We start from the raw sequence: 22,128 nt of genomic DNA on the forward strand, positions 1-22,128 counted from the left end.
GCTTCATTACCAATCATTATACTTCATGTGTAAACCGGACTACAATTCATGTAGATCCCAAACCAGTCATCTGACTGGATGATGATAAGGAGTGTTCAGCATGACATACTGGAAAAATAGAGTTGCTCTGATCACAGGTGGTGGAACAGGTATAGGACGTGCTGTAAGTGAGATGCTCGCTGAACGCGGAGCCTTGGTCGCTGTCAACTATTCCCGCTCACAAGATGCAGCAAGAGAGACTGTTCAACACATTTTGGATACGGGAGGCCATGCATTCGCCGTTCAAGCTAATGTTGCCAATGATCTTGATGTCCGGCGGATGGTCACTACAATAACTGAAACCTACGGCCCGATCACTGCACTTGTAAATAACGCCGGAATCACGCGTCATATCCCCATGCACGATCTGGAGTCTGTTACAGATGACGTCTGGAATGAGCTACTTGATGTGAATGTGAAAGGCATGTTTCATTGCGCTCGTGCAGTGACGGAAGGCATGAGACAGGCTGGCGGTGGTTCTATCGTGAATTTGGGCAGCATCGCAGGCAGTACGGGCTCGGGCTCCTGCCTCCCTTACGCCGTCTCCAAAGCGGCCGTTCACGGTCTAACTTTATCACTTGCGCACGCACTCTCACCACACATTCGGGTGAATGCTATCGTCCCTGGCGCAGTTGCTACAAGGTGGTGGGCTGGAAACGAGGAGCGAATGTATCGTCTTGGTGGAGAAGTGTTATTACAGCATATTGCCTCACCTGAAGATATCGCACACATGATCTGTGCTGCGCTGGAACAGCAATCCATGACCGGGCAACTAATTACTGTAGATAGCGGACAGACGTTATGAGCTCCAGTCATGATAAAGATACCCGGATCATCAAACCATTGAAATATACATTATTGATCATTTTGACAACGTTAATCATGGGCACTTCTTTTCCAGTTGGCAAGATCGGCATGTTATATGCCCCACCTTTCCTGCTCATGGGCATACGTTATATACTGGCAGGTGGCTTGATGGCCTTGTTCCTTCGTAAACGTCCTTTGCCTACTGGATGGCAGTCTTGGTTGAAAATAATCCTTATTGGCCTGTTCCAATCCGCAGGAGTGATGGGCTGCGCCTACTACAGCATGAACTGGATTACATCCGGTGAATCCGCCATTATTACGTTTACCAATCCGCTACTGGTCATTATCCTCAGTGCTCTCTTATATAGAGTGACCTACCGTTTCAGTCAGTGGATCGGTGTTATACTCGGTTTCATCGGGATTATGTTAACCTTTGGAATGCAAATGAGCTTTAGCCCCGGAACCTGGATTGGATTTGGTGGAGCGATCTCCTTTGCCGTGTCCACATTGCTCATCAAACGCTGGGGCAATGGCTACGATACTTTTGTCTTAACAGCCTATCAGATGCTTGCTGGAGGTGCTGCGTTGCTTCTGCTGAGCGTATGGACTGAACAGCCTCACTTTACGATCAATACCACCTCGGTTATGGCGCTGCTCTGGTTAACGCTTGTTTGCTCCATCATTCAGTTCTCACTCTGGTTTTATCTGCTTCAGAATAGTGACCCAGCCCAAACCAGTTCGTATCTGTTTCTGGCGCCGTTCTTTGGTGTACTATCGAGTTGGATTTTACTAGGAGAGCACGTTCAGTGGTTTGCATTAGCAGGCGGTTTATTTATTGGTGTTGGCATATTCCTGGTGAACCGTCGCTCATCCAGAATGAGAAATAGCGTAACATAAACTTGAACTCCCCCATCGTTCTTCCTTGGAAGATTAATCATTTCTCGCACAAAAGCAAAAAAGGCATGCGCTTATGGGACTCTCCATAAACGTCATGCCTTTTTCTGTATAAATAAACTTTATCTAGCCAAGCTCTGGCCAACCCTGAATGGTTACGGACTCGCCATCGGGATTATGTGTTGCAGCCGCATAGATCGGCAGTTCACCGTCATGGAACAACCACAATTCGTGCAAGGCCCGTGTACAACCAACGTACAACAGCTTTGCATCACCTGCATTTGGCAAATAATGCTTCTGATCTACGTCTGCCACAATAACGGCATCAAACTCCAACCCTTTAGACAGATAGACCGGTAAAACGGAGTGCCCACCTGTGTACTGCTTTTTGCCACCATCGATCAAGTTTAGATCCCAGCCTGCAGCCTGTAGGTCACGGTGAAGTTCCTCTGCTTCATGCAGTGTACGAGTCAGGATGGAGACCGTTCGGTAGTCTTTGACCGTTAACAGCTTCAAAGCCTGCTCCAGACTCGCCGTCCGCCCTTCGCCTCCATAAGCCAACGTCCGAACCGGATCACCACTACGGAAAACAGGAATCGCCGTAATCCCGCTCTTGACACCACGTTCCAGAATCGTGTTGGCATAATCGATAATTTCCATCGTTGAACGATAACTTCGGGTCAATGCAAAGTATGCATTCTGTTCCTCAGGAAATAAAGAACTCATCTCTTCCCACGCATGAACACCACGGTACTCATGAATGCCTTGAGACAAGTCACCCAGTATGGTGAAGGAATGCCCTTTGACGAACTGATCCAATAACGCCACATGAAAAGGGGAAAAGTCCTGCGCTTCATCGATCACAATATGATCAAACCGCTCCGAGCCCTCAATATCATGGACCAATGTATGAATGTATACCAATGCAGGCAGATCCTCTTCACGGACGATATCCTGTTTCAGATCTGCTGCGGTTTGTTTCATGACTAGTTTTGGAATCAGCCCGCTGAGCGAGGCTGGCACACAGCCGCCCTTTCCAGCTTTGAACAGCTGTTTGTATAACGTAAGCGGCTCGTATTGAGGCCATTTTTTGGCATAAGCTTTCTCACGAGTAGACGCTTTTTTCTTGCGTTCTTTACGCACAGCTTCTGGCATCGGTTTCTTAAGTTCCATCTCAATCCAGCGGTGAACTCTCGCCATAACCCGTTCTTTGCGTTTGGCCAGTGGATAATGTTTGTATTCCTCACCGAACCAGTTCTCGATCTCTGTCTTGCTAAGCACCTTACCATCCCATGGACTGAAGTCCGTATCCGGTACGGAATCCGCTTCCATCCCCGACAACCATTCTCGAATAAGCTCCATGAAACGGATGGATCCTTTGTAACGCCCAGGTACATCATCATTCAATTCAGGTCGTGCATCAGGTTTTTCGAACCAGGTGTTCAATGTATCCGACGTATTCGCCAAAGGCATATCCAGCCCCAGCAGGTTCATCGCCCAATCCGGGAATGTCCGCTGTTGAATGTCCCCTACTCCAAGTTCCGGAAGCACATCAGAAATGTAGTCCAGGAACATATGGTTGGGTGCAAAAATAACCATTTTCTCCGCAGATACCTGCTCCTTATACTGATATAGCAAAAAGGCAAGTCGATGCAGGGCAACCGTCGTTTTCCCGGATCCAGCTACACCCTGAATGATCAATGCAGTGTTTCTCGCCGCACGAATAATCAGATCCTGCTCCGCTTGAATCGTAGATACGATATCACGCAGTTTGTTATCCTTGTTCTCTCCGAGACGATAAACGAGGAATTCATCAGATACCGCTGGCTGGTCGCTATCACGGTTATATGTATCCGCCACACGTTCCAATATCCGCTGCCGAATGACAACGTTTCGTTTCAGATATACGAGACCTTCAATAAGCCCTTCCGGGGCTTCATACGTAGCGGAGGCTTCCCCTCCCGTAAATGAGTAAAACAGGCTTGCGACAGGAGCACGCCAGTCGATGACGAGCGGATGCTCTCCCACCTCTTCGCGGTCTACGCCAATTTTGCCAATATACAGCGGTTTCCGTGCACCACTGCCCTGTTCTTCGAAATCCAAGCGTCCGAAATAGGGTTGCTGCGCGCTCTTGGACAAGGCGGTGCGGCGCTCTTCGCGTCCAGCTTCCAGCACTTGTTCTGTGAAGTCGTGGCCGGTGTATACCGGAATGTTCTGCAGTCGTTCCAGCTGACTATCCACTTCCTCCATCGTTCGCTCTAACCTGTACTCTTCTTCTTGATAGGCACTTTGAAAGCTGTCTGACATGTTTCAGTTACCTCCTAAGAATATGTTTTGCTCTGCATCGCCTAGATCTGGCAATACAAAAGGATACTTACTATATCACATAGGGCAATTGAAAGCCACATCCGTTTTTGTAGGCTTACTTTTGTAATATATGAGGCTCATCTGAATTGATAATTAATGATGGCACTGACAAGCGCACAACAACCAAACAGAATAAACCACCAGGCCCACTTGTTTCTGGCCAGCCTGCGCCTGCTGTTTAATGCGCCGTAAATCCCGATTAGCAGTACGATGGTGGAAAAACTAATCCCTACAATCCAACCAGCCATTATACCTACCGCCCCCCTTTGTTTTCAGTACACACGAACAGTCTCTCATTTCCTGGATTTTAGATGAAAAGCTCCTCCTCGAATATCCACTTGGAATTCACTTTTTCCACTTTTGTGTATTAGACAGTTGCTGTCCCCATGAAGGGGAGTCAAATCAAATTCGCTTTTTAACGCTCCTGATCTTCTTTTAAGTAAAATTCGGAAACCTTCGTTATCTGGAATGGAAACCACTACTTTTGATCCTGTGGATACGGAATGCAAGCTCTCCGGCATCTTGAGACAATCCATATTCAATCCTCTGCCTGTAGTTGTATACTGCAAGTGACGGAATTCCCCTGATATGTCGATCTTGGCTGAACTGGATTGAAGATTAAGCTTATCTGCACTAAGGTGCTGCCCTTTCACTATCGATGCCAATGCACACAGTTCAAGCTCATCCATCCTCCCTGATAGGTCTACACTACCTGAGGTGATCTTACATTGACAGCGAGTGGCCAGAAGCCGATTCAACCGGAGTTGTCCTCCTGTGGAGTTTAGTAAAATACGATCAAAAACCCGATCAGGAAGCTGAATCTCCAATGCTGTTCTAGCAATATTTATTCCAACGAGGCCTCTCCTTTTTCTCCCGTCTACAATGCTTAAGGTATCCCCTCGTATGTTAACTTGCATCAGCCTTCGCTTGGAAAAGCACGCATCCGCATATTGCATAACGTGAATCAGTTCATCCACACTCGGAAGAACTCTGATATCTCCTGACAACCAATTTAACTGTATATCATGAATGGGTTGATCAATGTCTATGCTCTTGCATATGGCAAGCTCACTACTTTTCAACATCTTTTCCCTCTCCATTTCAAACAATCAGGTATATGTTTATTCCGCCTCCGCATAGCCTCCTGTGCTGGCATGGCGATTCGTAATTCGCTGAATGAGCTGTTCGCTAACGATATCTGCTCCCAAGAGCTTCATCATGTGTTGCAAAAACTTAAGCCTTTCCAATGTCTGCTCCTGATCTCTGCCAAATAGAAAAGGGTTGATCCAAATGTTAACAAGCAGCATGAAGATTTCAGCACACTCCAGCGGATATTCGACTGAAATGGACCCATCTTCCTTGCCTTGTTCCATAATATTGGCAATAATTCGTGCATCCTTCAGAACACCTTTTCTGATCCCTCCAAGAACAAACTGCGGATTCTTGATCTGAGTGCTAAGAACCTGATCAATTGAGTTGGACTGAATTCCAGGATCAACGATAATATTTTCCAAAATACTGATGAGCTTCTGTCTGGCATTCGGAGCATGCGTGTTCTGGATGAGTTCCATAAACATGTCTTCTGCCCGCCCGAGCTCCTTCTCCATCACTGCACTAAGGATATCCTCCTTGGATTTGAAATGATGATATATCGCACCTTTAGACATACCTAATTCATCTATAATGTCTTGAATACTGGTTTTTTCATATCCCTTTTCGGTAAACATTTGAGTTGAGACAGTCAGAATCAGGTCCAGTGTCTGCTCAGGATATTTATTTCTGGCCATAAGTTCCTCCTTATACATACCAACGGTCGGTATCTATAATATAGAGTATGTTGGTCTTACTGTCAATATGAGGAATTTTAGAAAAAGAAAAAGGATCTCCGTTGAAATACCTCATGGGTATTACGGAGACCCTGTATTAATGAGAATTACTCTTCGTTTTGTACTGTAGTTGCATTGCCTTCCTGTGCCACAAACTGTTTTTGAGCTAACTCACGGTATACCGGATGATTGCTAATTAATTCCGTATGCGTTCCTGTTCCGGTAACATGCCCATGCTCCAATACAACAATCTGATCGGAATCCACCACTGTGGACAATCGGTGCGCGATCACGATCGTAGTTCTTCCTTCCATCAGATTGGACAATGCTTGCTGTACTTCATACTCCGAGGTGCTGTCCAGACTGGATGTCGCTTCATCCAACATAAGAATATCCGGACTGCGCAGTAAGGCACGAGCAATAGCAATCCGCTGACGTTGGCCCCCGGATAACTTGATTCCCCTCTCGCCCACTTCCGTGTCATAGCCCTGTGGCAGCTTGTCGATAAAGTCGGCAGAATAGGCCATCTCAGCAGCTCGTCGGATCTCATCCATCGTGGCCTCACGACCTAATCCGTACGTGATGTTGTCTTTGATCGTACCCGCCATAAGTGGACTTTCCTGAGATACATACCCAATCTTGCTGCGCCAGGAGGCCAAAGAATAATCTGTTATGGCTTGTCCCCCATATGAAATATGGCCTGAATCGGGCATATAAAACTGCTCCATCAAAGAGAACAGTGTTGATTTGCCGCTACCGCTTGGACCGACAATGGCTGTCACTTTTTGTGTAGGTACCGTCAAATTGATTCCGTGCAACACTTCCTCACCTGTAACATAGGAAAAATGTACATCATGGAATGCAATCGTCTCATTTCCTTTTGGCGCTACCTTAGTGCTGTCATGTGGCTCTTCCTCATCGGCAAGAATAGCTTGTATGCGCTCCGTTGCACCTACGACTTTTTGCAAACGGGAGTATAACGTCGTGAATTGTCCCATTGGCATAATGACCTGGAACAACAGTAAAATGAACGCAACCAGTTCACCAGGCGACAACAGTCCAGACGCTACGCGCATTCCCCCCACACCCAGAATAACGACTAGAACGGCAGTCATGACAAATGTAAACAAAGGACCGATCAGAGCAAGAATGCGCGCTTCCTGCAAGCCAAAAGCAAACATTTTACGAATCCGGGAATCTCCTGCTTCCACTTCCTGTTTCTCCGTTCCGTAAGCTTTCACCAAGCGGATCTCGCCAATAACCTGACTGAGCACGGACGTAAGACCAGCCATCTCATCCTGCTGCTTCTTGGAGATCTTGTACATTTTCTTACCCACCGGCAACAGAATCAACAGCGTAAGCGGCACCAGACTCAGAATAATGAGCGACATCACCCAATCCAAGTAAAATAGTAATGCCACGCCACCCACAACAGCAACGATGTTGGATACAAAGGAAACCAGATAATCCGCGATCAACGTCATGATCTGGCTTGTATCATTCGTAATCCGGCTCATCGTATCGCCTGTACGATTGCGGTCGAAATACGGCATTCGTAGCGACAATACCTTGTTCCACAGCTTGGTGCGAAGTGTTGCGACGACGCGTTGTCCGGCGTAATTTAACATATAAATGCTAATACCCGAGGCAATCGCCTGAATCACAAATGCCCCAAGCAATAACAAAATAACAGATTTGTTCAATGCCGAAGTGGTTAATCCATCAATCAGACCTTTGGTCATCAATGGCACGATCAGTCCGGCTGTAGTTTGAATCAGGGTTAAGATGAGGGCCAGAATCAAGATCAGTTTTGGCGGGTTCGTGGAAGCGATAAGCTTGACGAAATCCTTAAATCCCTTTTTTCCTACCTTCGGTTCATTCTGCCCTGTTTGTTGCTGCTCTTCCATTCCCGTTCCTCCCGTTCTCCATCTGCTCACCAGAGATCATACGTATGAACTTACATGACGTTGCCTTTTGTTATTACAAAACTCCATGCAACACAAAGTTGGCTAAAAAGAGGATGGAAATGCCATACATGACCACAGGCACCTGTTTACCTTGACCTGCTGCCAGCTTCGCTAATGGATAGGCAATAAATCCAAACGCCATACCGTCCACGATGCTATATGTAAATGGAATCATGACCATGATCAGAAATGCCGGGAATGCCTCTGTGAAGTCACCAAAATCCATATCTTTCACACCTTGTACCATCAGGCCACCAATAATGATCAAAATGGGTGCAATTGCACTGTCCGGAATGTAACCGAGCAGTGGGATGAAGAAAAAAGTAGCCCCGAATAACACGGCTGTAACGAGCGGAGTCAAACCTGTGCGACCGCCTGCTGCAATTCCGGCTGTAGTCTCGGCTGCAGCAACTGGAGGGCTGCTTCCGAATACGCCTGCCAATACGGTACTAATGGATAGTGCGCGTAGACTTCCTTTGAACCGCTCTGGACGACCAATCATCTGTGTCTGAGCGGTAATTAATCCGATATTTTCGAACACCACAATTAGCAGTAGCAAAAATACCGCGATCCAGAATGCGACATCAGCCAGTTTCATCAAAGATAATTCGCCAAACAAGCCGCCGTATTGACGCAGCGCATCCATAGCTGATACGGACTCACCCGGGTTCACTGCACCAAGTACATAGGCAAGGCCTGTCCCGACCAGAATACTGATCAGAAGTCCACCCTGTACGTTACGTATAAATAAAATCAAGGCAAGCACCAGCGTAACGCAGGCTGTAATGACATTGGGATCATTGAAATGCCCAATCGCAACAAACGTGGTCTGATGTGCGATAACGATTCCACTTTTTTGCAAACCGATAAATGTCAGAAACAAACCAATCCCGACCGTAATGCCATGCTGCAGATTTTTCGGGATTGCTTCGCTGATCATTTTGTATAGTGACGTAAACGCAACAATGGCAAACAGTATACCTGTAACGGTTACAACAGCCAGCGCTTCTTGCCAGCTTAATTTCATGGAATGTACAAGTGTATACGTGAAAAATGCATTAATCCCCATTCCGGGTACCACGATAATCGGTGATTTTCCGCCAAATGCCATGAGCAAACATCCTGCAATGGACGTCAGCAGTGTTCCAACCATAGCTGCCTGCAAAGGCATCCCGGCATCGGAAAGAATTGTAGCATTGACCATAACGATATAGACCACGGCAAAATAGGAAATGGCTCCCGCCACAACTTCCTTCTTCCACTGGTCTCCTGGCTCCATGCCAAGACGTCTGGTCATCCATCCGTGTTTCATTTCGTTCTATTCCCCTCTCTGTAGCCGCAAATTCTTTATGTATGTATCATCATTTCGCGCAGCAGTGAATATCATACACGGTTTTGACTTTGAAGTACATGACGTAACTCTGACATTTATCTAGGAATACAGTTCGGCTATCATAGACGATTGACGTCCCATCCGCTCCTCTCTTGCGAAGTATGATCACACAAAAAAGCGCAGATGCCTTATCAGCATCCACGCTTCTTCAGTTGGAAACAAGTTACAGCTGCTTGTTCTCTGCAATTTCTAACAAATCCTTAATCGCAACACTGACCATAATCAGTCCGGCTACCGGAGGCACAAATGAGTTACTCGCAGGTGGCTGTTTAGCCTTGCGAATTTCCGGAGCATTCTCGGGAACGATTTTTTGTGTTACATCCTCACGCGGTTTCATCGGCTTTTCAGTCGAGAAGACCACTTTCACACCTTTTTTGATGCCGTCTTTACGAAGTGTCGTACGCACAACACGGGCAATCGGGTCCATGGTCGTTTTCGAAATATCTGCAACCTGGAATTTCGTCGGGTCCATTTTATTCGCCGCACCCATACTCGAAATCATCGGAATTTTACGTTTCAGGCACTCTTTAATGAGATGGATTTTGTAGATAATCGTGTCGGATGCATCCAGCACATAATCCAGATCATATTTGAACAATTCCTCATATGTTTCTTCCGTGTAAAACATATTCAGGGCAATTGCATCACATTCCGGATTGATCAGTTTCACACGTTCCACCATCAGATCCGCTTTTTTCTGCCCCACTGTCGTAGTCAGAGCATGAATCTGGCGGTTAATATTGGTGATGTCCACGACGTCCTTATCAATCAGGATGATACGCCCAACGCCGCTACGGGCAAGAGCTTCTACAGCAATTCCACCTACGCCGCCAATACCGAGCACAGCGACTGTACTATTCTTCAATGTGTTCAGACCTTCAGGTCCGATCGCAAGTTCTGTTCTTGAAAATTGATGGAGCATTGAGAATCGATGCCTCCTTTATTTCTTTTCCGCTACCGGTTTACGGGCTACGCGGATATGCAGTTGTTCCAATTGTGAGTCATCCACTTCGGATGGTGCATTCATGAGCAGATCCGTTGCACTTGCCGTTTTCGGGAAGGCAATCGTTTCACGCAGATTCGTGCGGCCCGCCAGCAACATCACGAGGCGGTCCAGACCAAAGGCAATACCACCATGCGGTGGAGTTCCATATTCGAAAGCTTCCAACAGATAGCCGAATTTCTCATTCGCTACTTCTGTAGAGAGTCCAAGGGCAGCAAACATTTTCTCCTGAACATCACGTTTGTAGATACGCATTGAACCGCCACCTACTTCATAACCATTGAGAACAAGGTCATAGGCTTGAGCACGGATTGCACCCGGATCAGTGTCGAACAGATGTACATCTTCGTCTTTTGGACGTGTGAAGGGATGGTGTTCTGCCACATAACGTTTCGCATCTTCATCATATCCGAGGAGTGGGAAGTCCACAACCCAAGCAAATTTGAATTTGCTGTCATCGATCAGTCCAAGTTGACGGCCGATTTTCAGACGCAATGCGCCCAGAACGTCAGCAACCACTTTTTTAGTGTCTGCGGAGAAGAGCAACAAGTCGCCATCTTCAGCACCAGTACGTTCTTTGACAGCTTCGATTTCTTCAGGCGTGAAGAACTTCACGATTGGCCCTTTGAACTCGCCGTCTTTCACTTGAATCCAAGCCAGACCTTTCGCACCGTAACGTGCAGCAAATGGTCCGAGATCATCGATCTCTTTACGACTCCATGTGCCACAGCCTTTAGCGTTCAGCACTTTCACTTCTCCACCTTTTTCGATGACAGAAGCAAATACTTTCACACCACTGTTTGCTACGATATCGTTCATTTCAACCAGTTCCATACCAAAGCGCAGATCTGGTTTGTCTGAACCGTATTTACCCATTGCATCTGCATACGTAATCCGTTGGAAAGGCAGTTCCAGCTCAATTCCTTTGGTTTCACGTAGCAATTTGGCCATCAGTTCTTCCATCATTGGCAGCAGGTCATCCTGTTGCAAGAAAGAAGTCTCGATGTCGACTTGAGTGAATTCTGGTTGACGGTCTGCACGCAGATCCTCATCCCGGAAACAACGAGCGATCTGATAATAACGCTCAACGCCACCAACCATCAGCAATTGTTTGTAGATTTGTGGGGATTGTGGCAAGGCGAAGAATTCACCTTCATGCACACGGCTCGGTACGAGATAATCACGCGCACCTTCCGGGGAGCTCTTGGTCAGGATTGGTGTTTCCACTTCAACGAACTCTTCTCCATCCAGGTAGTCACGGAACACTTTGGATGCTTTGGAACGCAGTTTCAATGTTTCAAACATTTCCGGACGACGCAGGTCCAGGTAACGATATTTCAAACGAAGGGATTCATCAACTTCGACACCATCTTCAATGAAGAATGGAGGTGTTTTAGCTGCGTTCAGCACTTCGATTTCTGTAATTTGAACTTCAATTTCGCCTGTAGGCAGGTTTTTATTAACAGTTTCTGCATCACGTTTAACAACTTTACCCGTTACAGCGATAACATACTCGCTACGTACGCGATCTGCGATTTGCAGAGCTTCACCGGAATAAGCCGGGTTAAAGACAACTTGTACAATCCCGCTGCGATCACGCAGGTCGATGAAGAGTACGCCCCCCAAGTCACGGCGGGTCTGAACCCAACCGTTCAATGTTACTGTTTCACCGATGTGTGCGGGTGTTAATGCGCCGCAATGATGACTTCTTTTCATAACCAAACTCCTCATTATGTGAATTTCCGTTCTGTGTGGGCAGTTAGTACCTGCTCTTCAACAGTCCGGTTACGTGTAGACCATGTATTCGAAAAGGCATGTTACCTCTGGCTCGCCAACTTCCGCTTAATTGGAATCGTCGGTGAACCTCAGTACTTTTGCCGGATCAATTGTTTTACTCGAAAGTTTTGATCTTAATGTAACACTTCGTGCTTATTTACCTTCGCGAATTGTCGCTACCAGGTCATCAAGTTTCACGGTTTGTTGCTCACCCGTATCCATTGATTTGAGGGCGATCTCACCACGCTCCAGCTCGTCATCACCAAGGATGGCAGTGTAGCGGGATTTGAAACGGTCAGCTGATTTCATCTGTGCTTTCATCTTGCGACCCAGATAATCACGTTCCCCAGACAGTCCAGACTGACGAAGTTTGAACAACAGACGGTTCACTTCACGATCAGCAGCCTCTCCCAGAGCAACAAAGTACACATCCAGTGGAGCCAGCGTACTAACCTCAATATTTTGGTGCTCCAGAATCAGTTGAATACGCTCCAGACCAATACCGAAGCCGATGCCCGGCTGATCAGGTCCGCCGATATCTCCAACCAGACCATTGTACCGACCACCGCCGCCAACCGTATCTATTGCTCCAATACCTTGGGCTTTTAATTCAAAAGCAGTTAGCGTGTAATAATCCAAGCCCCGTACCAGACGATTGTTCACAGCATAATCCACTCCGAAATCATCCAGGTATGCCTGCAGCTTGGCAAAGTGATTCAAAGACTCTTCATCCAGACTATCCAGTATCGACGGTGCCCCAACGAATTTGTCTTGATCGACTTTGCAGTCGAGCACACGCAGCGGATTACGCTCCATGCGGGACTGGCAGTCCTTGCACAGGCTGTCTTTCATCGGTCTGAGGAACCCAAGTAACGTCTCGCGGTATTCTGCACGGCTGGTTGAGTTACCAACGGAGTTGATCTCCACTTTTACATCCTTCAAGCCGAGCTCGACGCACAACTGGTAACCTAGTGCGATTACTTCGGCATCAATTGCCGGGTCCAGCGCACCGATGGCTTCTACACCAAACTGGTGGAACTGACGCTGACGGCCTGCCTGCGGACGCTCATACCGGAACATCGGACCGATGTAATAGAGCTTGCTCACATCCGGTTCACCGTAGATTTTATTCTCTACATACGCACGGACAACACCTGCTGTTCCCTCTGGACGAAGAGTCATGCTGCGATTGCCTTTGTCATCAAAGGTATACATTTCTTTCTCAACGATATCGGTAGTCTCTCCTACACCGCGTACAAATAAAGAAGTCTGTTCGAAGATCGGTGTGCGAATCTCACGGTAATTAAACCGTCGACACAGATCTCGTGCTTTTTCTTCTACGTACTGCCATTTCTCGACAACTCCAGGCAGTAAGTCCTGCGTTCCAGTCGGTTTTTGAAAAGCCATCTTGATCCCTCCAGCATTGATTTTTTTCTCTAAAAGTTAAAAAATTCTACACGTGATCACTGCGCGGGCAGAACAACCTTACAATCGCTGTTATCCCCAGATTTTTCGAATTAATTTTATAATGTGGAAATCCGGGGATAGCATATGCTTCCGATGCAGCTTTCTTTCAGAAAGCTTTTAGGCGAACGCTTCGCTTCTACAGCTTGGTTCTACAATCTCCGTTTTCGTGTATTTCTTTTAAATCAACTTATATAACAAAAAAATCCCTCGCCCTGTCGCTGTGTATACAGCAAACAAGGGACGAGAGATTGTGTAATATACATTCACCCGTGGTACCACCCACATTCCGGAAACCTGACACTTTAGCCGTTCAGGTGATCTCTGATGATTCAACATTGCATAAGGCACTGTGATCAGCAGATATTCCGCTCTACGTGTAACGCACGTCCTGCGCAGGCCAGCTACTGGTCAACAGATCATATCTGCTGTGTTCGCCGTCTGTTCTCGGGGAAGTCATTCGTCCGCTCATCAAGAGAATCCTTACAGCCTGGGGATTCCTCTCTGGTCATGTGGGCACGGAGTACTTGGTCCCGTCATCAAATCAGTAATATAGTTCAAAAATCGACTTGTATTGACTATAGTCAACGTATTATTTTCTGATTGTAATGAACCGCAGTGCTAAAGTCAAGGGTTAACACGAAAAGATAGCTCTAAAAAAATTTTGCTAACACGCTGCACCGGATGGGGGAGTGACAGAAATCACGGATAATAGAAGCTGGATTCATCATATGAATTCCAACTTCTATTCGCTTCTTATTTCTCTATTGTTGCAGCATCCACTTCAACAGATCCGGCGCGCTCGCCCATAAACGGGAATGCATAATGACATATTCAATCGCTTCGTCGGAGTCGCCCATGCCGACAAAGTCAGGGAGGTTATGCGGCAGCCGTTTCAAACCCAACAGGTAATCAGGCACATGTTTGTTCACACCCCGGGCCACACGGTACAGCATTTTGAGCTGGGAGGTGATTCCGTTTTTCTTATATTCCAGAATGATCTTGTCATAGGCAAAGGCCGTTGCGGCGTCACCTCTTCCATACTCCTCCAGCAATTGCTCTGCCTGTTCCAATTGGTTGCTGTACAAATACACAGCAGCGAGCAGGTAACGTGCTCCGGTATTGTCTTCCGTATTAAGCTCCAGCATATGCTCCAGAATCTGTGCTGCTTCATTCGTATCTCCGCCAAACCAGCAGGATTCGGCATAACTTTTGCATATCCGGATATAGGGACGAGTCTCATGAAGCCCCCAGAAGTCCCCTTTGTTCTCCTCAAAGAACAGTTCGCCCAGTTCACGTTTGCCAGCAGCGATTCCTTCCTTGAGGTAAGATCGTGCATCATTCTCATTGTCCGATTCCTCAGCTAGAATAAGATACGCATCAGAGCTGTCAGGAAACATCTCCAGCGCTGTTTCCGCCAGATGTACTCTCCGTTTGGAAGAGCTCGCTTCCCTCGCCTTAGACAGCAGAGCCTGTGCTTTGTCTTTCGATGTGCCTGGACCGTTCAGCATCAATAGCTCGTCCGTTTCACCGCCCATGCCGTATTCTTCGATGTAACTATTCATCTCCTTAACCTTCCGGGAGATCGTGCCTGTCGTTACCTCATATTTATCAGCCAGCTCAGCCTTTGTGACATTGAAGCCGTATTCCTCGGACAGCAAAAACTCAATTGCAGCAGAGAACGAGCCTGTCTTCTTCACAGTAGGGCGGGTCTGACGGGAGTAGCCGTTCCATAACACCAGAGCTTCCAAAATTACCTCTGGCTCATATTGGTTCCTCATGTTCTCAATAGTCTGCAGGGCCAGCTGTTCGTGAGCCGGGTGCTCCCATCTCAAATCGCTTGCCACCATCTTTTTCAGCTTGGTCAAGGTCAGTTTGCTCTCAGGCTGAATGGAGGCTTCCCGGACCGGCTGCTCCGTTGATATTATCCCCAGTATGGATTCTACTGCAGAGGACTCCTTGTTCAGACAACATTTCTTATATTTTTTCCCACTACCGCATGGGCATAAATCATTTCTTCCAATCTTACTCAAAACTAATTCCCCCTTAAATCTGTCTCTAGCCATTCGCATGAGAACTCTGTTGCTTTAGCATTGTAGGTGTCATTTCTCAAACGAGGCATTCTATATTACTTTCAAATTCCATCGATCAAGCAGAAACCGCTGCCCCGTACTTATATAAAAAAGGCGGGGCCGTTTCAGCGAGTATATGTTCATCTGGAATATGACGGATCACTCTGGCGATGAATTCCTCATACTCTCTGTCATAGGATTGGATTCGCCTGAACCCAATCGCTGGAGCTAGATTTACCGTCCAATGTAGCCCAACTATGAAAACAATTCGCTGTAGAATATATAAACCCATCTCTCTATTCTAGCAAAAATTGAATAAAGGGGTAAGCTCTACCCAAAACATACACATTCTCAGCTCAAAAAAAATAGCCTGCACACGGTGTGCAGGCTCAAAGGATATATAAAAAAAGGGGGTCATGTGTGTTATTATAAGCCCACTATGTTAAAGGCTTATGTATGTAATATTACAGTAATATTACAAAAATGATAGCGCTTTATAAATTAGTTTTTTTAATATCCTCATGATCAAAAAGCCCTTGCACATCACTCGACTGTGTAGTCGAGCAGTGCAAGGGCCAAGAAGTATCTACACGTTAATTCAAATCTTCCACATAGGCATGGTTGGAACGAAGCTTATGAACAATCTCGTCATAATCCTCATCCCTTACTTTGGCAGACAGAACATAATGCAGATCATTATAATCCGCCGAAGACACATCTGCAGCATTCAGCAGGTCTCCATCCTCATTCACTCTGTCACGAGTATCCCGTTCTGCATCACGGTCCACATTGGCTACCACAGGGATCACATTTTCGCTGGCTGGAACACCAGGGGCTGCACCTACACCCATTGCTCCGTTGGTGCCTACGCCACCTGCTGTATTATAAGGCACCAGTGGCACCATAACACGCGTGTCTCTACCTATCGCACTATCCAGTTGACCTACTTCCAAATGCTCTGTACGGAACGTCTGAAGTGAAGTTCTTGCTCCCTCTGCCTCGTCCTCGGTTCGAAAATACGCCTGAATATGTTTTGTCATGTCAAACCCTCCTTTTTCGGAATGAGATGCAACGTGAAGTTTGGTAACCCCACGATGTAACGTAGTTAAGATACATCAATGTATGTCAGTTGTACTGGCTGAAGTTATATAACTTTTAGCAGTTCACGTACATACGCTGGCTCATCTTCAGGCGTTCGGGATGTAATATAGTTTCCATCCACAACGGCCTCATGATCCTTGAACTTTGCTCCTGCGTTTACCATATCATCCTTAAGTGGTGGATAGGATGTAATGGTGCGGCCTTTCAACAGACCGGCACTAGCCAAAATTTGCGGACCATGACAGATCGCAGCAATTGGTTTCTTCGCACTGTTGATCTCGGTGACAAATTTCAAGATGTGCGCATCACTTCGCAAATTCTCAGGGGATGATCCACCAGGAATCACGACTGCATCATAATCTGAAGCGGATGCATCACCAATCGCCTTATCTGTGGTATAGGAGGCCTTTCCTCCTTTACCTTTAAGGGTCTCACCGGCTTTTAATCCGATAATCTCTACTTCATGTCCAGCTTTTTTTACTTCGTCATACGGGACCTGCATCTCCGAATCTTCAAAGTCATTCGCCAATAAAAAAGCAACTTTACTCATAACGTATGTTCTCCTTTCCGTGTTCGAACTTTCTTTATAAAATCGGGTCTTGCAGTACATTGGCACTTCGTTGTGCCTCGTTTTGTTATTACCCTCACCAGAGCAATTTATAACAATTCAATGTAATTTCATTTTGTAACGAAGTCGTCAAACGAACACTTAAAAAGTTCTACTCACGACAAAAAGTCCTGATTCGGGAAGGAATCAGGACTTTTTCACAATCTGTATAATCCAAATATCGGATGTTTATATCCCTGTGTAAACATTCAAGATCGCGGAAGATGACTCTGCTTCCCTTTGTCCGAATCCTGAAGTGCCCAGATCGTTGCAACATACTCAGCAGCCGAACGGGCAAGGTGCAATGATTCATACAGGTTACCAGGGAGTAACAAAGGTTCTGTACGGGTACGTGTTTCTTTCGCAGATTGGCGCATAATTGGATGGATACTCCTTTGATCATGAAATAGTCATCAACGAATTATCCCTTATTATGGCCTGAACCCCATGGAATTATGCACGTGGTTCCTGACGAATCGGACTTTCAAGCATCAAAGTCACGGGTCCCCAGTTGGTAAATGTTACATCCATCATCGCTCCGAAACGCCCGGTTTCAACCTGAATACCTTTATCACGTAGCAGTTGATTAAACGTTTCATATAACAGTTCTGCCGCTTCAGGTCGGGCCGCAGCCGCAAAGCTCGGGCGCTTTCCTTTGCGACAATCTCCGTACAGGGTGAACTGGGAAACAGACAATACAGCACCGCCAACATCAAGCAGACTGAGATTCATCTTCTCCTGATCATCCTCAAATATCCGCAACCCACTAACTTTGTCAGCCAGATACTGGGCATCCTTCTCAGTATCCTCATGGGTAATGCCCACGAGCAGCATTAATCCGGATTCGATCTTACCTGTCAGCTCGTCTCCCACGGTCACCTGAGCCTCTTTACAGCGTTGTACAAGCACCCTCATCTTACAGGCTCCTTACTGCATAATCCGATGCACCGAATAGACATCTTTCACACGTTTGATCCGTTCTACAACGGATTGCAGATGATCCGTATTACGAATCAGAATTGTGACGTGCACCAATGCTAATTTATTTTTATCTGTCCGTCCTGTAACGGCAGATATGTTGGTTTTACTTTCAGATACAGCCTGAAGTACCTCGTTGAGCAAGCCATTCCGATCATGGCCTGTAATCTCAATATCCACACTGTAACTTGCTTCGATATTCTCTTCCCACTCGACCTCAATAACACGTGCTGCTTCTTCACCGTCTGCACTTGTCGGGATATTCGGACAGTCACTACGGTGTACGGAAACGCCGCGTCCGCGTGTAACGTATCCGATAATGTCATCTCCAGGTACAGGATTACAGCATCGTGCGAATCGAACAAGCAGATTATCGATGCCTTTAACACGAATACCGTTGGTTGGTCGATTTCTGCGTTCAGGCGCAGGTTTCAGCTCGCGCATCTCGGAATTTAATTCCAGCAAACTGGACTCTTCCTGCTCTTTACGCAGTTTTTCGGTTGCTTTGGTTACAATCTGTGCAGCAGTAATCCCACCGAATCCAACAGCCGCAAGCATGTCATCAATATCGTTAAACGCATATTTTTTGGCAGCTTCCATCAACTTGTCATCCGTCATCCATGCAGAAGGATCAAGCCCCATGCGCTTCAGTTCACGCTCACAGCTCTCCCGACCTTTTTCAACGTTTTCTTCACGGCGTTCCTTTTTGAACCATTGCTTGATCTTCGCTCGTGCATGAGAAGATTTCGCAATTTTCATCCAGTCCTGGCTCGGTCCGTAAGAATGTTTGGACGTCAAAATTTCGATGATATCACCTGTCTTCAGATGATAATCGAGCGGAACAATCCGACCGTTTACTTTGGCACCAATGGTCCGATTACCAACCTCCGTATGGATTCGATAAGCAAAATCCAAAGGAACAGAGCCGATTGGCAATTCGATGACTTCTCCTTTTGGCGTAAATACAAATACCAGATCCGAGAAGAAATCCATTTTGAGTGACTCTACGAATTCTGATGCATCCTGTGCTTCGTTTTGAAGTTCAAGAATTTCACGGAAGAACGTAATCTTGTCTTCAAAATGATTTCCGTTCGCAGCGCCTTCTTTGTAGGCCCAGTGGGCAGCAATACCAAATTCAGCAGTCCGGTGCATATCCCATGTCCGGATCTGTACTTCTGTTGGTTCGCCATTGGGACCAACTACCGTTGTATGCAGCGATTGATACATGTTCGCCTTTGGCATCGCAATGTAGTCTTTGAAGCGTCCAGGCATCGGTTTCCATAGCGTGTGTATAATTCCCAAGGTAGCATAACAATCCTTGATATTATCCACAATAATACGAATAGCAAGCAGATCATAAATTTCATTAAACTGCTTGTTCTTGGTGGTCATTTTCTTGAACACGCTGTAGATATGTTTCGGACGGCCAGAAAGGTCTGCCTGAATCCCCATCTCATCGAGCTTGTTCGTAATTCCATCCATAACCGTATCAATATATTGCTCACGTTCCGCACGTTTTTTGTGCATCAGGTTTGCAATTCGGTAATACTGCTGCGGATTCAAATAACGGAGGGCGATGTCCTCCATTTCCCATTTGATTGCAGAGATACCCAAACGGTTTGCAATCGGACAGAAAATTTCCAGCGTTTCATATGAAATCCGGCGCTGGCTTTCTTCCGACTGAAACTTGAGTGTCCGCATATTATGCAGACGGTCAGCCAATTTAATCACGATGACACGGATGTCCTGCGCCATGGCGATGAACATTTTGCGGTAGTTCTCGTTCTGCTGTTCTTCCTTGGAGCGAAACTGAATACGTTCCAGCTTCGTCAAGCCGTCAACAAGCATGGCACACGTATTGCCGAAATGATTGCGGATCTCTTCAAGTGAGACCGTAGTATCCTCTACTACATCATGAAGAAGCGCTGCTATTATGGAGATGGTGTCCATCTGCATGTTCACAACAATGTCGGCAACCGCAAGCGGATGCAGAATATACGGTTCTCCCGATTTTCGCGTCTGTCCATGGTGGGCCTGATCAGCAAATTCGTAAGCTTCTCGTATGCGCACCAGATCGGGTTCTTTGATATATGCCCCGGCCTTCTCGAGTAATTGCTCTATGCCCATTCTGATCTGTTCCGTGTCCTTTCTATACCAAATGGAACCCGTGACAGTGCTGCAACACAGGTTCCCCGTAAAAGTAATTTCCTATAATTATGACGCTTCGCCCGTTTCCCGTCAACTGCTGACGAATAAGAGCGCTTATCCAATTTTTATATTGGTGATCTGAATTACTTCTATCCCGTTTCCCTATGACTCACAGGGGATTGGATGTATTTCTTATTTCTTATGTATTATTGCCGTTATTTGCTGAAATAGAAGGAAAATTCATGAAAATATAAAATCCATCGCTTTGCTACGTCAAAAATGTTATTGATTAATTAAGAGAAACTCTGTAATCTATTGAAAGTTTGTGTTTCGGAAAAGGAGATGAAATTCATTGCAACGCGAAATTCAGGTTAATCAAAAGATGCCACTTGGCTCAGGTTCACTGCTTAGCCTTCAGCATTTGTTCGCCATGTTTGGCAGTACCGTACTTGTACCCAACCTGTTCGGTGTTGATCCAAGTATGATCCTGCTGATGAACGGGATTGGAACACTGTTGTACATACTGATGTGTAAAGGAAAGATTCCAGCATATCTCGGATCAAGCTTTGCCTTTATTGCACCTGTCACAATGGTATTAAAACAACATCCTGAGAATGGCTACTCCATGGCACTTGGAGCTTTTATCATAACAGGACTTGTTTTCTGTTTCGTGGCCCTCATTATTAAATTTGCGGGTACCGGATGGATCAATGTTGTCTTCCCACCAGCGGTTATGGGTGCCATCGTTGCTCTGATCGGACTGGAGCTTGTACCCGTGGCTGCCGGAATGGCAGGTCTGATTAATCCCGATATCCTTAAATATCCCAACTGGGCACCTCAAGCCAAACCAATCATTTTATCCATGGCCACGCTTGGTATCACTGTCATTGGTGCCGTAACGTTCCGTGGATTCCCCAAAATCATTCATATTCTAATCGGTATTGTAGTCGGTTATATCCTTGGCTATTCTATGGGTCTGGTTGATAAACAGGCTATTGGAAACGCTGATTTCATCTCACTACCAACCGTAACAACGCCTACATTTGACTGGTCCGTTATTTTCACCATTTTACCTGTAGCGCTTGTGGTTATCGTTGAACATATTGGACATTTGCTTGTAACGAGCAGCATTGTAGGCAAAGATCTTTCGAAAGACCCTGGGCTTCATCGTTCCCTGCTTGGTAATGGGGTCTCCACCATTCTGTCCGGGTTTGTAGGATCTACTCCCAATACAACCTATGGTGAGAACATCGGTGTAATGGCCCTGACTCGCGTATACTCCACATATGTCATTGGTGGCGCAGCAGTCATTGCAATCGTACTCTCCTTCTCAGGAACATTCTCGGCGCTTGTAGCCAATATTCCTGTGCCAGTTATGGGTGGCGTATCCTTGCTTCTGTTCGGGGTTATTGCAGCATCTGGTCTGCGTATTTTGGTTGAACAGAAAGTCGATTTTGCCAAACCGACCAATCTGCTGCTTACTACACTTGTATTGGTCATTGGACTGAGTGGTACAGAAGTTACCTTCTATGGCGTTCATCTGAAAGGGATGGCATTGGCAACCATCGTCGGAATCCTGATGAGCTTGTTGTTCAAACTGTTTGAAGTGCTGGGTTGGTTGAATGACGATTCACGTAAACAGCCTATCACTGAAAAAACGCCCGATTAACTTCCATCGTATACACA

Annotated in this window: 18 protein-coding genes; 3 read left to right on the top strand and 15 right to left on the bottom strand. The window is 46.3% G+C overall.

All coding sequences use genetic code 11. The features are described from left to right. Positions 1-100: 100 nt before the first annotated feature. Positions 101-844, top strand: a complete 744-nt coding sequence (locus tag NST38_RS23755) for an SDR family NAD(P)-dependent oxidoreductase (RefSeq protein ID WP_076252951.1) — start codon at positions 101-103, stop codon at positions 842-844. Then, a complete protein-coding gene (locus NST38_RS23760; protein ID WP_076252952.1) occupies positions 841-1,743 on the top strand; it encodes a DMT family transporter in 903 nt (300 codons plus the stop codon). Before NST38_RS23755 ends, NST38_RS23760 begins: the two co-directional genes overlap by 4 nt. Positions 1,744-1,866: 123 nt before the next feature. Here NST38_RS23760 and NST38_RS23765 read toward each other — a convergent pair whose 3' ends face one another. The 15 genes from NST38_RS23765 to NST38_RS23835 all read right to left on the bottom strand — a co-directional run bounded on the left by NST38_RS23765 (position 1,867) and on the right by NST38_RS23835 (position 20,421). Beyond that, the gene (locus NST38_RS23765) at positions 1,867-4,047 is read right to left on the bottom strand and encodes a HelD family protein (protein WP_076252953.1); all 2,181 of its coding nucleotides are present in this window, start codon (positions 4,045-4,047) and stop codon (positions 1,867-1,869) included. 137 nt (positions 4,048-4,184) lie between these two features. Next, positions 4,185-4,355: a hypothetical protein gene (locus NST38_RS23770; RefSeq protein ID WP_164783408.1), complete on the bottom strand. Its 171-nt coding sequence runs from the start codon at positions 4,353-4,355 to the stop codon at positions 4,185-4,187. Between the two features lie 45 nt (positions 4,356-4,400). After that, positions 4,401-5,207: a DUF4097 family beta strand repeat-containing protein gene (locus NST38_RS23775; protein WP_127551062.1), complete on the bottom strand. Its 807-nt coding sequence runs from the start codon at positions 5,205-5,207 to the stop codon at positions 4,401-4,403. A gap of 21 nt (positions 5,208-5,228) precedes the next feature. Then, positions 5,229-5,894, bottom strand: coding sequence for a TetR/AcrR family transcriptional regulator (locus NST38_RS23780; RefSeq protein ID WP_076252955.1), 666 nt, complete (start codon positions 5,892-5,894; stop codon positions 5,229-5,231). Between the two features lie 146 nt (positions 5,895-6,040). After that, a complete protein-coding gene (locus NST38_RS23785) occupies positions 6,041-7,840 on the bottom strand; it encodes an ABC transporter ATP-binding protein (RefSeq protein ID WP_076252956.1) in 1,800 nt (599 codons plus the stop codon). Between the two features lie 73 nt (positions 7,841-7,913). After that, entirely contained in the window at positions 7,914-9,212 is a 1,299-nt protein-coding gene (locus NST38_RS23790) for an NCS2 family permease (protein ID WP_036616916.1), read from the bottom strand. A 244-nt stretch (positions 9,213-9,456) separates the two neighbouring features. Then, a complete protein-coding gene (locus tag NST38_RS23795) occupies positions 9,457-10,215 on the bottom strand; it encodes a tRNA threonylcarbamoyladenosine dehydratase (protein ID WP_076252957.1) in 759 nt (252 codons plus the stop codon). An 18-nt stretch (positions 10,216-10,233) separates the two neighbouring features. After that, positions 10,234-12,012 carry an aspartate--tRNA ligase gene (aspS, locus tag NST38_RS23800; protein WP_036616911.1) on the bottom strand — a complete coding sequence of 593 codons (1,779 nt, stop codon included), beginning with the start codon at positions 12,010-12,012 and terminating at the stop codon, positions 10,234-10,236. 213 nt (positions 12,013-12,225) lie between these two features. Then, positions 12,226-13,479: a histidine--tRNA ligase gene (hisS, locus tag NST38_RS23805; RefSeq protein WP_076252958.1), complete on the bottom strand. Its 1,254-nt coding sequence runs from the start codon at positions 13,477-13,479 to the stop codon at positions 12,226-12,228. Positions 13,480-14,300: 821 nt separating this feature from the next. Then, positions 14,301-15,569: an SEC-C metal-binding domain-containing protein gene (locus tag NST38_RS23810; protein ID WP_076252959.1), complete on the bottom strand. Its 1,269-nt coding sequence runs from the start codon at positions 15,567-15,569 to the stop codon at positions 14,301-14,303. Positions 15,570-16,201: 632 nt separating this feature from the next. Beyond that, positions 16,202-16,648: a hypothetical protein gene (locus NST38_RS23815; RefSeq protein WP_076252960.1), complete on the bottom strand. Its 447-nt coding sequence runs from the start codon at positions 16,646-16,648 to the stop codon at positions 16,202-16,204. Positions 16,649-16,752: 104 nt separating this feature from the next. Then, the gene (locus tag NST38_RS23820; RefSeq protein WP_076252961.1) at positions 16,753-17,259 is read right to left on the bottom strand and encodes a type 1 glutamine amidotransferase domain-containing protein; all 507 of its coding nucleotides are present in this window, start codon (positions 17,257-17,259) and stop codon (positions 16,753-16,755) included. Between the two features lie 266 nt (positions 17,260-17,525). Next, on the bottom strand, positions 17,526-17,693 hold the full coding sequence (locus NST38_RS23825) for a hypothetical protein (protein WP_156946186.1): 168 nt from the start codon (positions 17,691-17,693) through the stop codon (positions 17,526-17,528). 76 nt (positions 17,694-17,769) lie between these two features. Beyond that, positions 17,770-18,231, bottom strand: a complete 462-nt coding sequence (dtd, locus tag NST38_RS23830) for a D-aminoacyl-tRNA deacylase (RefSeq protein ID WP_076252962.1) — start codon at positions 18,229-18,231, stop codon at positions 17,770-17,772. A 12-nt stretch (positions 18,232-18,243) separates the two neighbouring features. After that, positions 18,244-20,421, bottom strand: coding sequence for a RelA/SpoT family protein (locus tag NST38_RS23835; RefSeq protein ID WP_036616894.1), 2,178 nt, complete (start codon positions 20,419-20,421; stop codon positions 18,244-18,246). A gap of 373 nt (positions 20,422-20,794) precedes the next feature. On the opposite strand from NST38_RS23835, the gene uraA reads away from it, so the two are divergent. After that, on the top strand, positions 20,795-22,111 hold the full coding sequence (gene uraA / locus NST38_RS23840; RefSeq protein WP_036674549.1) for a uracil permease: 1,317 nt from the start codon (positions 20,795-20,797) through the stop codon (positions 22,109-22,111). Positions 22,112-22,128: the final 17 nt, after the last annotated feature.

It is taken from the genome of Paenibacillus sp. FSL H8-0104 (assembly GCF_038050215.1).
Classification (GTDB): domain Bacteria; phylum Bacillota; class Bacilli; order Paenibacillales; family Paenibacillaceae; genus Paenibacillus; species Paenibacillus amylolyticus.

Bases quoted from the DNA above. Each gene is read 5' to 3' on its own strand.
- NST38_RS23815 (WP_076252960.1), bottom strand. From the start codon at position 16,648: ATGACAAAACATATTCAGGCGTATTTTCGAACCGAGGACGAGGCAGAG.
- NST38_RS23765 (WP_076252953.1), bottom strand. From the start codon at position 4,047: ATGTCAGACAGCTTTCAAAGTGCCTATCAAGAAGAAGAGTACAGGTTA.
- NST38_RS23770 (WP_164783408.1), bottom strand. From the start codon at position 4,355: ATGGCTGGTTGGATTGTAGGGATTAGTTTTTCCACCATCGTACTGCTA.
- NST38_RS23820 (WP_076252961.1), bottom strand. From the start codon at position 17,259: ATGAGTAAAGTTGCTTTTTTATTGGCGAATGACTTTGAAGATTCGGAG.
- aspS (WP_036616911.1), bottom strand. From the start codon at position 12,012: ATGAAAAGAAGTCATCATTGCGGCGCATTAACACCCGCACACATCGGT.
- NST38_RS23780 (WP_076252955.1), bottom strand. From the start codon at position 5,894: ATGGCCAGAAATAAATATCCTGAGCAGACACTGGACCTGATTCTGACT.
- NST38_RS23790 (WP_036616916.1), bottom strand. From the start codon at position 9,212: ATGAAACACGGATGGATGACCAGACGTCTTGGCATGGAGCCAGGAGAC.
- NST38_RS23760 (WP_076252952.1), top strand. From the start codon at position 841: ATGAGCTCCAGTCATGATAAAGATACCCGGATCATCAAACCATTGAAA.
- NST38_RS23795 (WP_076252957.1), bottom strand. From the start codon at position 10,215: ATGCTCCATCAATTTTCAAGAACAGAACTTGCGATCGGACCTGAAGGT.
- NST38_RS23755 (WP_076252951.1), top strand. From the start codon at position 101: ATGACATACTGGAAAAATAGAGTTGCTCTGATCACAGGTGGTGGAACA.
- NST38_RS23785 (WP_076252956.1), bottom strand. From the start codon at position 7,840: ATGGAAGAGCAGCAACAAACAGGGCAGAATGAACCGAAGGTAGGAAAA.
- dtd (WP_076252962.1), bottom strand. From the start codon at position 18,231: ATGAGGGTGCTTGTACAACGCTGTAAAGAGGCTCAGGTGACCGTGGGA.
- NST38_RS23775 (WP_127551062.1), bottom strand. From the start codon at position 5,207: ATGGAGAGGGAAAAGATGTTGAAAAGTAGTGAGCTTGCCATATGCAAG.
- hisS (WP_076252958.1), bottom strand. From the start codon at position 13,479: ATGGCTTTTCAAAAACCGACTGGAACGCAGGACTTACTGCCTGGAGTT.
- NST38_RS23825 (WP_156946186.1), bottom strand. From the start codon at position 17,693: ATGCGCCAATCTGCGAAAGAAACACGTACCCGTACAGAACCTTTGTTA.
- NST38_RS23835 (WP_036616894.1), bottom strand. From the start codon at position 20,421: ATGGGCATAGAGCAATTACTCGAGAAGGCCGGGGCATATATCAAAGAA.